This is a genomic window from Mesoterricola sp. MK458, from assembly GCF_055384935.1.
The window spans coordinates 2637762-2651856 of sequence record NZ_AP045075.1 but is presented as its reverse complement, the minus strand read 5'-3'; the positions used below and the strand labels follow the sequence as shown (position 1 = coordinate 2651856).

The following is a 14095-nucleotide window of genomic DNA, read 5'->3' as shown; positions in this document are numbered from 1 at the left end:
CCGGGTTCCTTCATCCTGGTTGGAGGCCCCTGGCTTCCGGTTGGTGGATTGTCATGGAGCGGGCATGGAGCAGGTGAAGAAGGCGTTCAGTGGGGCCCTGGCGGCGGCGTTGCCCGGGCAGGAGATCATCCTGGAGCGGCCGCGCTCCGGGGAGATGGGCGACCTCGCCTATCCGTGCTTCAAGGCGGCCAAGGCCCTGGGAAAGAATCCCGCCCAGGTCGCCAAGGAGCTGGCGGCCTCCATCAGCCTGGAGGGCGCCGAGGTGCTGGCCGCGGGCCCCTACCTCAACCTCCGGCTGGAGCCCGCCACCCGGGCCCGGATCCTGCTGGAGGCCCTCCTGGGCGGCCGGCCCTACGGGTCCGCGGAGCCCACCGGGGAGACGGTGATCGTGGAGTACAGCTCCCCCAATATTGCCAAGCTGTTTACCATCGGGCACTTGCGTTCGACCATGATCGGCCACGCCCAGGCCCAGGTGAACAAGTACCTGGGCTGCGACGTGGTCCGGCTCAACCACCTGGGCGACTGGGGCACCCAGTTCGGGACCCTGCTGGCCGCCTACAAGCACTGGGCCGAGGCGGAGAATCCGGACCTGGAGCTGGACTTCCCCTGGGCCGAGGAGATCCCGGAGAAGATGCGGAGCCCGCTGTACCGGCTCTTCCAGCTCTACGTGCGCTTCCACGGGGCCGAGGAGGAGGATCCGGCGCTCCGGGAGGAGGCCCGGGACTGGTTCCGGCGCCTGGAGGAGGGGGACCCCGAGGCCCGGCGCCTGTGGTCCTGGTTCCGCGAGATCAGCCTGCGGACCTTCAACCGCATCTACCTGCGCCTGGGGGTGGCCTTCGACCACCTGGAGATGGGCGAGGCTTTCTACCAGGACCAGCTGGTGCCGGCCATGCGGCGCCTGGAGGACGCGGGCCTGCTGGTGGAGGGGCAGAACGGCGCGCGCATCGTGGACCTGGAGGATGTGGGGATCTCCACCCCCTGCCTGGTCCAGAAGGCGGACGGCGCGAGCATCTACGCCACCCGGGACATCGCGGCGGCCATGTACCGCAAGGCCACCTTCAACTTCGACCGCTGCATCTACGTGGTGGGCGCGGACCAGATCCTTCACTTCCAGCAGATCTTCGCGGTCATGACCAAGCTGGACCCCTGGTACCGGGGCCGCATGCTCCACACGCCCTTCGGCATGATCAACCTGCCCGAGGGCAAGATGTCCACCCGCAAGGGCAACGTCATCTTCCTGGAGGACGTGCTGGACGAGGCCGTCGCGCGCGTCACGGCCATCATCGACGAGAAGAACCCCGACCTGCCCGCCAAGGCCGAGGTGGCCGAGATGCTGGGCCTGGGCGCCGTGGTCTTCTTCAACGCCCTCAACGACCGGGTCAAGGCCATCACCTTCACCTGGGACCGGGTGATCGCCCTGGACGGGGACACGGGTCCCTACGTCCAGTACGCCCACGCCCGCATCTGCTCCGTGCTGCGCAAGGCCGGGGGGGGCTGGGCGGACCTGGCCCGGCCCACCGGGCCCCTGACGCCGGACTCGGCGGTGGTGCCCTACGGGGACGCGCCGGTGCCCGGGGACCTCGCGGGCCTCGCGGACGCCCCGGCCCAGGCGCTGCTCTTCGAACTGGCGGGGCTGCCCGACGCCCTGCGCACCATGGCGCGGGAGAACATGGCCACGGCCCTGGCGCGCCAGCTGCTTTCGGTGGCCAAGGCCTTCTCGGGCTTCTACACCAACTGCCCGATCCTCTGGGCTGAAAACACGGCGGAAGTCCGGGACGCGCGGCTCGCGCTTTGCGTGGCCACGGCCCGGGCGCTGCGGCAGGGGCTCTTCCTCATGGGCATCCAGGCCCCCGAGGAGATGTAGTGACGACTGGAATTTTGCCACCGGGGGGGGTGCGACGATGACGAAATGGGTGTTCGTGACCGGCGGGGTGCTTTCGAGCCTCGGCAAGGGGATCGCCGCGGCGTCCCTGGGGGCGCTCCTGGAGGCCAGGGGCCTCAAGGTGACCCTCATGAAGATGGATCCCTACCTCAACGTGGACCCCGGCACCATGAGCCCCTTCCAGCACGGGGAGGTGTTCGTCACCGACGACGGCGCCGAGACGGACCTGGACCTGGGCCACTACGAGCGCTTCACCTCGGTGCCCGCCACCCGGAACCACACGATCACCACCGGGCGCATCTACAACACCGTCATCCAGAAGGAGCGGCGCGGCGACTACCTTGGCAAGACCGTCCAGGTGATCCCCCACATCACCGACGAGATCAAGGCCACCATGCGCAAGGTGGCCAAGGAGGTGGACGTCGTGCTGGTGGAGATCGGGGGCACGGTGGGCGACATCGAGAGCCAGCCGTTCCTGGAGGCCATCCGGCAGTTCAAGCTGGAGGCGGGCCACGGCAACGCCATCAACATGCACCTCACCTACGTGCCCTACATCAAGGCCGCCGGCGAGCTGAAGTCCAAGCCCACCCAGCACAGCGTCAAGGAGCTCAGGGCCCTGGGCATCCAGCCCGAGGTGCTGGTGTGCCGCGCGGACGTGGAGATCCCGCGCTCCCTCAAGGACAAGATCGCCATGTTCTGCTCGGTGGCCCCCGATGCGGTGTTCAGCTGCAAGGACGCCAGCACCATCTACGAGGTGCCCCTCAACCTGCACCTGGAGGGCCTGGACGCCAAGGTGGCCACCCTCCTGGGCCTCCCGGACCGCCGCCCCGACCTCACCCCCTGGCACGACCTGCTCCAGCGCATCCGGAATCCCAAGGGGTCGGTGCGCATCGGCATCGTGGGCAAGTACGTGGAGTTCAAGGAGAGCTACAAGTCCCTGATCGAGGCCCTCCACCACGCCGGCTACGGCCTGGAGACGCAGGTGGACCTGAAGTGGATCGAGGGCGAGGAGCTCGAGCACGGCAACCTGGACGAGTTCCTCGGGGACTGCCACGGGATCCTGGTCCCCGGCGGCTTCGGCGTGCGCGGAACCACCGGGATGATCAAGGCCATCCAGTACGCCCGCGAGCGCAAGGTGCCCTTCTTCGGCATCTGCCTGGGCATGCAGATGGCCTCCGTGGAGTTCGCCCGGAACGTCGCGGGCCTGGAAGGGGCCGATTCCACGGAGTTCGAGGACAACCCCAGGCACCGTGTCATCTTCAAGCTGCGCGAGCTGGTGGACGTGGAGGAGCTGGGCGGCACCATGCGCCTGGGGGCCTACCCCTGCGTGCTGGTGGAGGGCAGCCAGGCCGCGAAGGCCTACGGCTCGACCCAGATCAGCGAACGCCACCGCCACCGGTACGAGTTCAACCAGGCCGAGTTCCGCGGGCCCCTCGAGCGCAACGGGCTGGCCTTCACCGGGCTGAGCCCCGACGGAACCTTCGTGGAGATCGTGGAGATCCACGACCATCCCTACTTCCTGGGGTGCCAGTTCCACCCGGAGTTCAAGTCCAAGCCCCTCGCGCCGCACCCCCTCTTCACGGCCTTCGTGAAGGCGAGCCATTCCAACCGCCCCTGAATCGAGCCCGCCTTTCCAGGCGTGAGACAATCTGATCATTCCATGAGGTACATCTTGACCTTTGCGGCCACGAACATCGACAAACTCTGCATCGACACCATCCGCTGCCTGGCCATGGACGGCGTCCAGAAGGCCAACAGCGGCCATCCCGGGACCCCCATGGCCCAGGCCCCCGCGGCCTACGTGCTCTGGACGAAGTTCCTGAAGCACCACCCGGCCAACCCCCTCTGGGCGGACCGGGACCGCTTCGTGCTCTCCTGCGGCCACGTGTCCATGCTCATGTACTCCCTCCTGCACCTGGCGGGCTACGGCCTGCCCCTGGACGAGCTCAAGGCCTTCCGGCAGTGGGGCTCCAAGACCCCCGGACACCCCGAGTTCGGCCACACCGCCGGCGTCGAGACGACCACGGGCCCCCTGGGCCAGGGCATCGGCAACGCCGTGGGCATGGCCATCGCGGAGCGCTGGCTCGCGGACCGCTTCAACCGGCCCGGCTTCAAGGTGGTGGATCACCACACCTTCGTATTCGCCGGGGACGGGGACGTCATGGAGGGCATCGCCCAGGAGGCCGCCAGCCTCGCCGGGCACCTGGCCCTGGACAAGCTGATCCTGCTCTACGACAACAACAGCATCACCATCGAGGGCCGCACCGACCTGGCCTTCACCGAGGACGTGGGCCGCCGCTTCGAGGCCTACGGCTGGCGCGTGCTCCAGGTGGCCGACGGCGAGAACATCGAGGCCCTGGCCCGGGCCTACGACGAGGCCCGGACGCCCTGCGGCAAGCCGACCCTCATCGACTGCAAGACCGTCATCGGCTTCCCCGCCCCCACCAAGAAGGACACCCACGGCGCCCACGGCGCCCCCCTGGGCGAGCCCGAGATCCGGGCCACCAAGGAGATCCTGGGTTGGGATCCCGACGGCCACTTCGTCGTGCCCGCCGAGGCCCAGGCCCACTGGAGCGAGTGCGGCACCCGCGGCGCCGCGCAGGAGGCCGCCTGGAACGAGCTGTTCGCTTCGTACCGCAAGGCCTTCCCCGAGCTGGCCGCGGAGTTCGAGGCCTTCATGAAGGGCGAGCTGGCCCCGGACTGGCAGGAGGCCCTGCCGGTCTTCCAGCCCGGGCAGGACCAGGCCACGCGGGAAGCCGGCGGAAAGGTGCTCAACGCCCTGGCGCAGAAGCTCCCCAACCTCATCGGCGGCTCCGCCGACCTGGCCCCCTCCAACAACACCCACCTCAAGGACGGCGGCGATTTCGGCGCCACCACCAGCGGACGGAACTTCCACTGGGGCATCCGCGAGCACGGCATGGGCGCGATCCTGAACGGCATGGCGCTCCACGGCGGCCTGCGGGTCTTCGGGGCGACCTTCCTGATCTTCTCCGACTACATGCGCCCCAGCGTTCGCCTTGCGGCCCTCATGGGCCTGCCGGTGGACTACGTGTGGACGCACGACTCCATCGGCGTGGGCGAGGACGGCCCCACCCACCAGCCCGTGGAACAGGTCATGACCCTGCGCATGATCCCGAACATGACCCTCATCCGCCCCGCGGACGCCAACGAGACCGTGGAGGCCTGGCGCGAGGCCATCCGCCACACCTCGGGCCCCGTGGGCCTGGCCCTGACCCGCCAGAAGCTCCCGGTGCTGGATCCCGCCAAGGCCCGGGGCGCCGCCAAGGGCGCCTACGTCCTGGAGGAGGCCAGCGCCGCGCCCCGGCTGATCCTCATGGCCACCGGCAGCGAGGTGCACCTGGCCCTGGCCGCCCGCAAGGAGCTGGAGGCCCAGGGCGTGCCCACCCGCGTGGTGTCCATGCCCAGCTGGGAGCTGTTCGAGAAGCAGTCCGCCGCCTACCGCGAGGAGGTCCTCCCCAGGGCCATCACCGCCCGCGTCTCCATCGAGGCCGGCGTCACCTTCGGCTGGGAGAAGTGGGTGGGCTTCCAGGGCGCCTCGGTGGGCCTGGACCGCTTCGGGGCCTCGGCGCCCGCGGAGGTGCTGTTCGAGAAGTTCGGCTTCACGGTGGAGAACGTCGTGAAGACCGCCAAGGCCGTGCTTTAGAGCTCCTTCATGATCTCCGCCTTCTTGGCCTTGTAGTCCTCGGCGGAGATCAGGCCCTTCTTCCGGAGGGCCTCCAGCCGTTCGAGGCGGTCCTCCACCGAGGCGCCGCTCCGGGCGGCCACCGGCTCCGGGGCCCGCGCGGGCTCGGCCCTGGGCGCGTCCAGCTCCACCTTGGCGCTGCGGGCGTCCACCCTGCTCATCTCGTCCATCAGGCCCACGGCGCGGAGGCACTCGGTCTCAGCGTTCGCGAAGATCTTGTGGGTGGGGTCGGTCTCGCGGGCGGCCTTCAGGTAGGGGATGGCGGCGGCGTAGTCGCCGAGGATGAACTGGCACATGCCGACGTTGTAGTTGGTGCGGCCCAGGTATTTCGGCTTGCACTTGGGGTCCGACCGGGCGGCTTCCAGGGCCTCCAGGGACTTGGCGAGGGCGCCGCGGCCGTCCTGCAGCTGCAGACGCTTGTAGGCGTCCTTCATGCCGTAGTCCTTGTCGTCGTAGAAGATCAGCTTGCGCCGCTCGGTCCAGGACAGGAGCATCTTGTGCACCTGGTCCCGGGCCAGGTTCACGGCCATCTCCCGCACCTCGGTGTCGGAGGGGTACTCGGGCCTGCCCTGGGTGGAGGACGCCTCCAGGCTGGGGGAGACGGCGATGCGCTGCTGGCTGTAGATGCGGCCCGTGGCCAGGTCCACGGCCTGGATGGACCCGTTGAACTCCACCTGGGTCTTGGAGGTGTACGTGGTGACGGCGGGGTGGTACTCGCCCTTCTTGTCCGTCCAGGACGGATCGGTCTTCTGCAGGGGGATGTGCTTGACGTCGGACCGCTGCACCTTCACGAACAGCAGCACCGGGGATCCCAGGAGCTTCCCCAGCTCCACCGCGGTCTTCTCGTCCACGAGGCCCGAGTTGCTGAATTTCTGTTCGCCCAGGACCCGCTCGATGTTGCCCCGGTCCAGGACCTCCAGCTGCCCCGAGGACGTGAGGTCGGCGATGCAGGCCGAGAGCAGGTCCTCGGCCGCGGGGCTGGCCACCGGAGCGAAGGCCACGCGCTGGACCTTGATGCCCAGGCCCGGGGGATGGGTCAGGGTCACCTGGACGTCGGGGTTGATGAGGGCGTCCCAGAACTGGGCATGGGCGGGGAGGGCGAAGGCGCCCGCGGCGAGGACGATGGCGACGGGGCGGAGCTGCATGGCGGTTCCTTTTGCGGGGCTGGACAAGGGCAGTTTATCCCAGGAGGCCTCAGAAGAGTCCAGGCTGGTTCGTCTGGGCGACGGTGGGCCGGCTGCCGTCGATCCACCGGGTCACCACCTGGTTCGCGGGATCGTCCAACCCCGCCGGGGCGGAATCCGAGCGGATGTCTTTGCCGCCGGACAAGGCGAAGATGCCGAGAAGGGAGAGGAGAAAACGGACGTGCACGGGCGGGCCTCAAAAGGTGCTCTTCAAACCCAGTAAGATAAATAAACAATAAAATAGCCTCCCCGTCAAGATAGATTTTATTTGTTGTTATCAAGGACTGGGATCACATTTTGATAAAAAATAAATCAATTCAGCGAAGGCCTCAGCCCCGGTGGACCACGTGGATCGCGTCCAGCCGGAGCCGGGCTTCCCGCAGGTGAGTGTCCAGGGCCGTCTTCTGCTCGAGGAGACGGGCCAGGTCCTCCTCGCCGACGCCGGCGTTCACCCGGCGCAGGGCCTGCAACCGCCCATATTCGCCGTCCAACTGGGCTGCCATGTTCTCCCGGGCCTTGGCCAGGAGGCCTGGCGCCCGGCTTTCGACCCATCGGCCGGCCTGGGCCAGCATGCGCGGGAGCAGGTCCTGGCGCACCTCGGGCCGGGACAGGAGGCCATGCCCGGGGACGGACTTCGCGCTGCGGGCCAGCAGGGCACGGGGGAGGGTCCGGGTGAGGTCGCGGCCCTGGGCGTCCACCACCACGCGCAAGGGTGTGGGGGGCAGGAAGCGGTCCACGTGGAGGTGGGGCGGGGCGGCGCAGGCCAGGACGTAGACGGCTTCCAGGTAGAGGCCCTGGCCCTTGGGATCCGGCCACCGGCTGAAGCAGGTGGAGCCCCGGGCGCCACCCAGCAGGAGGTCCAGGGCCCCGCGCGCCAGGGGGTGGTCCCAGGTGAGGAACTGCAGGTCCTCCCGCGCCAGGGCCCGCGCCCGGTCGAAGGTGACGGTGAGGCCGTCGGCGTCGAGGCCGGGCAGGGTCTCGGCCAGGACGCCCATGGAGCCCAGCTGGTAGGTGCGGGGACCCAGGTCCTCCACGTCCACGGGGAGGTGCTCGAACACCGTGAGCAGGAAGTCTTCCAGGGTGCGGTCCTCGTCCTGGCGCCGGAGTTCGGCCACCAGGTCCGCGCAGGCCGCGGGGCGGAACGAGTTCAGCTCCAGCAGCCGGTCCCGGCCCCGCTCCAGGCGGTCCCTGAGTTCCTCCCGGGCGGCGCGGGCGGCCTCCACCAGCGCCTCCACATCGCCGGGCCGGGCCAGGCGGTCCCGGAAGCGTTCCAGGAGCTCCCGTCCGCCGTGGAGGTGCGAGCGGAAGGCGTCCAGGCCCTCGTGGTACCAGCGCGCCAGCACCTCGTGGGCGCCGCCCGTGGGGTAGGGGACGTGGATCTCCACGTCCCGGGTCTGGCCGATGCGGTCCAGGCGCCCGATGCGCTGTTCCAGCAGGTCGGGGTCCAGGGGGAGGTCGTAGAGGACGAGGTGATGGGCGAACTGGAAGTTCCGGCCCTCGCTGCCGATCTCGGAGCACAGGAGGAGCCGCGCCCCCTGGGGCTCGGCGAACCAGGCGGCGTTGCGGTCCCGCTGCACCAGGGTGAGGCCCTCGTGGAAGACGGCCATCTTCACCTGCACGCGGAGCTTCAGGGCCTGGTGGACGGCCTCGGCCTGGGCCCGGGTTGAGCAGATGAGCAGGATCTTGTCGGGGAGGGTGCGCAGGAGGTCCGCCAGCCAGTCCAGGCGAGGATCGCGGGGGGCGGGGGCCAGGGGGGCCATGTGCACGACGCGGCCCGGGAAGCCCTCCACGGCGGCGCGGGTGTTGCGGAACATCACGCGGCCGGTGCCGTGGCGGTCCAGGAGGGCATCCAGGGCCTCGGCGCGGGCGTGCTCCAGGCGCGAGCCCAGGTCCGCTCCCAGAAGGGCGGTGAGGTCCGTCGCCAGGGCCGGGGGCAGGGGGCCGGGGGCCAGGAGGCCCGCGGCCAGGTCGGCGATGGCGCGGTAGTCCGCGGCCTCGCGCAGGTAGGCGTCCAGGTCGTGGAAGCGGTCCGGGTCCAGGAGCCGCAGCCGCGCGAAGTGGCCCGGGACGCCCAGCTGCTCCGGGGTGGCGGTGAGGAGCAGGAGCCCCGGGACGGCGGCCCCCAGGGCTTCCACGACCCCGTAGGAGGCGCCCTCGAGGTGGTGCGCCTCGTCCACCACCAGCAGGTCCCAGCCCGCCTCCAGGGCCTGCCGGGCCCGGTCCGGGCTGCCGGTGAGCAGCCCCAGGCCGCACAGCACCAGCTGGTCGTCCAGGAAGGGGTTGGCGCCCCCGGCCTCCAGGGCCACGCAGCGCGCCTCGTCGTAGATGTGGAACCAGAGGTTGAAGCGCCGGTACAGCTCCAGGAACCACTGGTGGACCAGCGAGTCCGGCAGGAGGATCAGGACCCGCGCGGCGCGGCCCGTGAGCAGCAGGCGGTGAAGGATCAGGCAGGCCTCGATGGTCTTGCCCAGGCCCACCTCGTCGGCCAGGAGCACCCGCGGCGAAAGGCGCGCCGTCACTTCGGAGGCGATGTGGAGCTGGTGGGGGATCAGCTGGATGCGCCCCCCGGCGAACCCGCGCGACGGGGACCGGCGCATGCGGTGCTGGTGCCCCAGGGCGGCGACCCGCAGGGCGAAGGCTTCGGGACCTTCCAGGCTTCCGGCCAGGAGGCGCTGGAGGGGGTCGCTGAAGGCCAGGCGGTCCTCCAGGTCGGCCTCGGGCAGCTCCCGGCCTCCGCCCAGGTACACCAGGAGGCCGGCCCTCTCGGCCACGGCTTCCACCTTCAGGGTCCGGTCCAGGCGGTCGCGCACCGTGTCCCCGGGCTGGAACGCCACCCGGCGCAGGGGGGCGTGTTCGCGGGCGTACTCCCGTGTCTCGTCCGAGGCGCCGAAGTGCACCGTGACCGTGCGGCCCGAGGCCTGGCGCACGGTGCCCAGGCCCAGGTCGGGCTCGGTCTGGCTGATCCAGCGCTGGCCGGGGAGGAAGGCCGGCGTCATGGGGTGGGCCCGCTGCGCATGCGAAGGGGTTCCGGCGGCTCGGCCCGGAGGTCCAGGGCCAGGCCCGTGACGGGGTGCGCGAAGGCGAGGCGCTCGGCGTGCAGGAGGTAGCCCAGGTCCCCCGGCACGGCCACCAGGTCCTCCCGGGGCAGGCCCCCGGGGCCGTAGAGGGGGTCGCCCTCCAGCGGGTGGCCCACGGAGGCCAGGTGGATGCGGATCTGGTGGGGGCGCCCGGTGTGGAGGTCCACCTCCACGAGGGTGGCGTCCTCGCGCCGTTCCAGGACCCGGGCGACGCTTCGCGACGCCTTGCCTGCGGGGCTGGCGGCGAAGATCGTCCCCAGCCAGGGGTGGGGCACGGGGCCGATGGGGGTGCGGATGTCCAGCTCATCCCAGCCCGGGTCCCCCGCGGCCAGGGCGCGGTACCGCTTCTCGACGCGGTGCTCCCGCCAGGCGGCCTGCAGCGCCGCGCCGGCCTCCGGGGTGCGGGCGAAGAGCACGAGTCCCGAGGTGCCCCGGCCCAGGCGGTGCATGGGGCTGCACCCGGGGCAGCGGGCCCGCGCCAGGGCCAGGAGCGTGTTCTCCAGGAACCCGCCTCCTGGCAGGGTGGGAAGGCCGGAGGGCTTCGCCACGACGAGGAGGGCGGCGTCCTCGTGGATCACGCGCAGGGTGGTGTCCACCTCCGGCTCCTCCCAGGGGGGGCGGTGCCAGGCCAGCTCCTGGCCCGGGGCGAGGGGGGCGGCGGGATCGGGAAGGTGGCCGTCCAGTTCCACCTCCCCCGCCTCGATGCGTGCGCGCCAGCATTCGGGGGTGGAGTGGGGGTGGTTCCGCACGTAGTGCTCCAGGACCGTGAGGCCGCCCTGACGCACCCGCTCCCGGTAGCAGAATCCGGCGTTCACCGTCACGGGCCCACCATGCGGTGCATGAGGATGGCCCCGGCGGCGGCGACGTTGAGGCTGTCGACGCCCGGGGCCATGGCGATGCCCACCCGGCGCCCGCACCGGGCCAGATCCGCGGCCGACAGGCCCGGACCCTCGGGGCCCAGGACCAGGGCGGTGCGGTCCGCGGGGCGCCAGGCCCGCACGTCCTCGCCCCCCAGGGCCGCGGCGACCACCTCGCCGCCTTCGGCCTTCCAGCCCTCCAGGGCCTCCCAGACGTCGTCCCGGCGCCAGACGGGGAGCTTCCAGGCCGTTCCCATGGACACCCGGATGACGCGGCGGCTGAAGGGGTCGGGGCCGGGTCCCAGGAGGACCCCGTCCAGGCCCAGGGCCGCCGCGGTGCGAAGCACCTGGCCCAGGTTCTCGGCGTCGGAGAGTGCGGGCAGGACCAGCAGGCGCCGGCAGGCCCGCAGGCGGTCCTCCCCGGGGGGATCGGGCACCCGGGCCGCGGCCATGAGGCCCCGGTGGAAGGGGAACCCCGCCAGGGCCTCCACCTCCGCGGGGGTGGCCACGATGAGTTCGGCGCCCATGGGCAGCAGCGGGCGCACCGCGTCGGCCGACGCGGTCTCGGCCAGCACGGCCACCACCTCCACCCGGCCGGCGCGGCCCCAGGCCAGGAGGTCCTCCACGAGGATGCGGCCCTCGGCCACGAAGCAGGCGCCACGGGGGTGGTTGCGCTGGCCGGCGAAGCGGAGGTCCTGGAAAAGGGGCCAGGGGTCGGGAAGGCTCATGGCTTCATCATAGCGGTTCCCCGGGAGGGCCCGTCCTGGTCCAGAATCTAGGGATGACCGAGGCCCCTCCCCCGAGAAGACGACGCGTCCGCTACAAGGGCACCCACCCCAGGCGGTTCGAGGAGAAGTACAAGGAATTGAACCCGGACCTCCATGCCGAGGAACTCCGCAAGGTCATGGACCGCGGCCAGACGCCGGCCGGCACCCACCGGCCCATCTGCGTCGCGGAGATCCTGGAGTGCCTCGCCCCGCGGCCCGGCGAGGTGGGCCTGGACGCCACCCTGGGCTACGGCGGGCACGCCCGGGAGCTCCTGGCCCGCATCAGCCCCGGGGGCCGGCTCTTCGGGGTGGACGTGGACCCGCTGGAACTGCCCCGCACCGAGGCCCGCCTGCGGGCCCTGGGCTTCGGGGAGGACCAGCTGGTGGTCCGGCGCATGAACTTCGCCGGGCTCCCTTCGCTCCTGCCGGAAACCGGCGGGGGCCTGGATTTCGTCCTGGCGGACCTGGGCGTCTCCAGCATGCAGATCGACAACCCCGCCCGGGGTTTCACCTACAAGAGCGACGGGCCCCTGGACCTGCGGCTCAACCCCCACAAGGGCCGGTCCGCCGCGGCCCTGCTCAAGGCCCTCGCCCGGGAGGACCTGGAGGCCCTGCTGGTGGAGAATTCCGACGAGCCCCACGCCGGGGCCATCGCCGCGGCCCTGCACGGACAGGAGGTGGCCACCACCACGCAGCTGGCGCGCCTGGTGCGGGGCGTCCTGCCCGAGGACGAGGCCCGGGCCAGCCTCCAGCGCACCTTCCAGGCCCTGCGCATCGCCGTGAACGACGAGCTCAAGGTGCTGGACCAGTTCCTGGCGCTCCTGCCCATGGCCCTCAAGCCCGGCGGGCGCGTGGCCATCCTCACCTTCCATTCGGGCGAGGACCGCCGCGTGAAGAAGGCCTTCCTGGAAGGCCACAGGACCGGCGTCTACCGGGACGTCGCCCCGGAACCCATCCGGCCCTCGTTCCAGGAGCGCCACGACAATCCCCGGTCCACGTCGGCCAAGCTGCGTTGGGCGGTCCGGGCGTAGTACCCTGGGTGGACCTCCTTCGGAGCCCGCCATGGCCATTCCTTTCCACCGGATCCTACCGGCGCTGATCCTCGCCCTCCCCCTGGCCGCCCAGGCGGACATCGACCGCGCCGTGGAGCGCACCCGCGCGGCCTTCCACGTGCCCGGCATCGCGGTCGCGGTGGTGAAGGACGGCAAGGTGGTGATGGCCAAGGGCTACGGCGTGCGCAAGCTGGGCGACCCGGCCCCCGTGACCCCGGGCACCCGCTTCGCCATCGCCTCCAACACGAAGGTCTTCACCGCGGCGGCCCTGGCCATGCTGGTGGACGAGGGCCGGCTCGCCTGGGACGACCGGGTCGTGGACCGCCTGCCGGGATTCCAGATGAGCGACCCGTACGTCACGCGGGAGATGCGCATCCGGGACCTGCTCTGCCACCGCAGCGGGCTGGGCCTGGGCGCCGGGGACCTGATGTTCTTCCCCCCGTCGGACCTCACCTCCGCCGAGATCGTGCACCGCCTCCGCCACGTTCCCCTGGCCACGAGCTTCCGCAGCGCCTACGCCTACGACAACATCCTCTACACGGTGGCGGGCGAAGTGCTTCGCGCCGTCTCCGGCAAGCCCTGGGCGGAGTTCATCCGGGAGCGGTTCTTCGGGCCCCTGGGCATGGCCTCCAGCCGCACCAGCATCCGGGACGTGGCCCTGGGGGAGGACGTTGCCGCCGCGCACGCCATGGACGGCGACCGGCTCGTGCCGGTGGCCGGCGAGGTCATGGACAACAGCGCCCCCGCCGGCGCCATCGTGGCCTCCGCCGAGGACATGGCGCGCTGGGTGCGCGTGCTGCTGGCCAAGGGGGACCTGGGCGGCGGCAAGCGCCTGTTCAGCGAGAAGCGCGCCCGGGACCTCTTCACGCCCTTGACCTTGATTCCCCACCGGGAGCCCCCCGCGGCCCTCGCCGAGAGCCGGTCGGACTTCGTGGCCTACGCCATGGGCGAGGAGGTGCGGAACTACCGCGGGCACCTGCTGGTGTCCCACACCGGAGGGCTCCAGGGCATGGTCACCGAAGTGAGCATGGTCCCGGAACGCAACCTGGGGATCATCGTCCTCACCAACCAGGAGGAGGGCGCCGCCTTCCGGTCCATCACGAACACGGTGCTGGACCACTACCTGGGGGCGCCGCCCAAGGACTGGGTGGGGGCCTACCAGGAGGTGCGGGCCTCCCAGAAGGCCAAGGCCGATGAAGAAGTCGCCAAGGCCGCCGGGAGCCGCAACGCCGCCTCCCGGCCCTCCCTGCCCCTGGAGGCCTACGCGGGCCGCTACCGGGACCCCTGGTACGGCGACGTCCTGGTGGAGGCCGCCGGCGGGAAGCTGGCCATCCGGTTCACCCACACGCCGGGGCTGGCGGGCACGCTGGAGCACTGGCAGTACGACACCTTCGTGGCGAGGTGGCGGGACCGCACCTTGAATGCCGACGCCTACGTGACCTTCTCGCTGGACCCCGCCGGCAAGGTGGCCCGGGTGGCCATGAAGGCCGTCTCGCAGTCCACGGATTTCAGCTTCGACTTCCACGACCTGGCCCTGGCCCCCGTGGCGCCGGGGGCTCCGGAGCGCTGGTAG

10 protein-coding genes are annotated in these 14095 nt (G+C 71.1%); 5 read left to right on the top strand and 5 right to left on the bottom strand.

Translation table 11 applies throughout. The features are described 5' to 3' along the window. The first annotated feature begins 64 nt into the window (after window positions 1-64). The 3 genes from argS to tkt are packed head-to-tail and all read left to right on the top strand — an operon-like array spanning window position 65 to window position 5546. Complete coding sequence (gene argS, locus ACZ5LB_RS11545) at window positions 65-1864, top strand: arginine--tRNA ligase (protein ID WP_464602370.1); 1800 nt, start codon at window positions 65-67, stop codon at window positions 1862-1864. Window positions 1865-1901: 37 nt separating this feature from the next. Then, the gene (locus ACZ5LB_RS11540) at window positions 1902-3500 is read left to right on the top strand and encodes a CTP synthase (protein WP_464602369.1); all 1599 of its coding nucleotides are present in this window, start codon (window positions 1902-1904) and stop codon (window positions 3498-3500) included. 42 nt (window positions 3501-3542) lie between these two features. Next, complete coding sequence (tkt, locus tag ACZ5LB_RS11535) at window positions 3543-5546, top strand: transketolase (protein ID WP_464602368.1); 2004 nt, start codon at window positions 3543-3545, stop codon at window positions 5544-5546. On the opposite strand, the gene ACZ5LB_RS11530 is transcribed toward tkt, so the two are convergent. The 5 genes from ACZ5LB_RS11530 to ACZ5LB_RS11510 all read right to left on the bottom strand — a co-directional run bounded on the left by ACZ5LB_RS11530 (window position 5543) and on the right by ACZ5LB_RS11510 (window position 11431). Then, complete coding sequence (locus ACZ5LB_RS11530) at window positions 5543-6730, bottom strand: CsgG/HfaB family protein (protein ID WP_464602367.1); 1188 nt, start codon at window positions 6728-6730, stop codon at window positions 5543-5545. The two genes, tkt and ACZ5LB_RS11530, sit on opposite strands and share 4 nt — an antisense overlap. A gap of 49 nt (window positions 6731-6779) precedes the next feature. Next, window positions 6780-6956: a hypothetical protein gene (locus ACZ5LB_RS11525; RefSeq protein WP_464602366.1), complete on the bottom strand. Its 177-nt coding sequence runs from the start codon at window positions 6954-6956 to the stop codon at window positions 6780-6782. 142 nt (window positions 6957-7098) lie between these two features. Beyond that, the gene (locus ACZ5LB_RS11520; RefSeq protein WP_464602365.1) at window positions 7099-9765 is read right to left on the bottom strand and encodes a helicase-related protein; all 2667 of its coding nucleotides are present in this window, start codon (window positions 9763-9765) and stop codon (window positions 7099-7101) included. After that, a complete protein-coding gene (locus ACZ5LB_RS11515; RefSeq protein ID WP_464602364.1) occupies window positions 9762-10667 on the bottom strand; it encodes an RluA family pseudouridine synthase in 906 nt (301 codons plus the stop codon). Before ACZ5LB_RS11515 ends, ACZ5LB_RS11520 begins: the two co-directional genes overlap by 4 nt. Next, window positions 10664-11431 carry a TrmH family RNA methyltransferase gene (locus tag ACZ5LB_RS11510; RefSeq protein ID WP_464602363.1) on the bottom strand — a complete coding sequence of 256 codons (768 nt, stop codon included), beginning with the start codon at window positions 11429-11431 and terminating at the stop codon, window positions 10664-10666. Before ACZ5LB_RS11510 ends, ACZ5LB_RS11515 begins: the two co-directional genes overlap by 4 nt. 53 nt (window positions 11432-11484) lie before the next feature. On the opposite strand from ACZ5LB_RS11510, the gene rsmH reads away from it, so the two are divergent. Both rsmH and ACZ5LB_RS11500 read left to right on the top strand, forming a co-directional pair. Then, the gene (rsmH, locus tag ACZ5LB_RS11505; RefSeq protein WP_464602362.1) at window positions 11485-12501 is read left to right on the top strand and encodes a 16S rRNA (cytosine(1402)-N(4))-methyltransferase RsmH; all 1017 of its coding nucleotides are present in this window, start codon (window positions 11485-11487) and stop codon (window positions 12499-12501) included. A gap of 31 nt (window positions 12502-12532) precedes the next feature. Further along, window positions 12533-14095: a serine hydrolase gene (locus tag ACZ5LB_RS11500; protein WP_464602361.1), complete on the top strand. Its 1563-nt coding sequence runs from the start codon at window positions 12533-12535 to the stop codon at window positions 14093-14095.

Coding starts and splice junctions, on each gene's coding strand:
- rsmH (WP_464602362.1), top strand. CDS start 11,485: ATGACCGAGGCCCCTCCCCCGAGAAGACGACGCGTCCGCTACAAGGGC.
- ACZ5LB_RS11510 (WP_464602363.1), bottom strand. CDS start 11,431: ATGAGCCTTCCCGACCCCTGGCCCCTTTTCCAGGACCTCCGCTTCGCC.
- ACZ5LB_RS11500 (WP_464602361.1), top strand. CDS start 12,533: ATGGCCATTCCTTTCCACCGGATCCTACCGGCGCTGATCCTCGCCCTC.
- tkt (WP_464602368.1), top strand. CDS start 3,543: ATGAGGTACATCTTGACCTTTGCGGCCACGAACATCGACAAACTCTGC.
- argS (WP_464602370.1), top strand. CDS start 65: ATGGAGCAGGTGAAGAAGGCGTTCAGTGGGGCCCTGGCGGCGGCGTTG.
- ACZ5LB_RS11540 (WP_464602369.1), top strand. CDS start 1,902: ATGACGAAATGGGTGTTCGTGACCGGCGGGGTGCTTTCGAGCCTCGGC.
- ACZ5LB_RS11530 (WP_464602367.1), bottom strand. CDS start 6,730: ATGCAGCTCCGCCCCGTCGCCATCGTCCTCGCCGCGGGCGCCTTCGCC.
- ACZ5LB_RS11520 (WP_464602365.1), bottom strand. CDS start 9,765: ATGACGCCGGCCTTCCTCCCCGGCCAGCGCTGGATCAGCCAGACCGAG.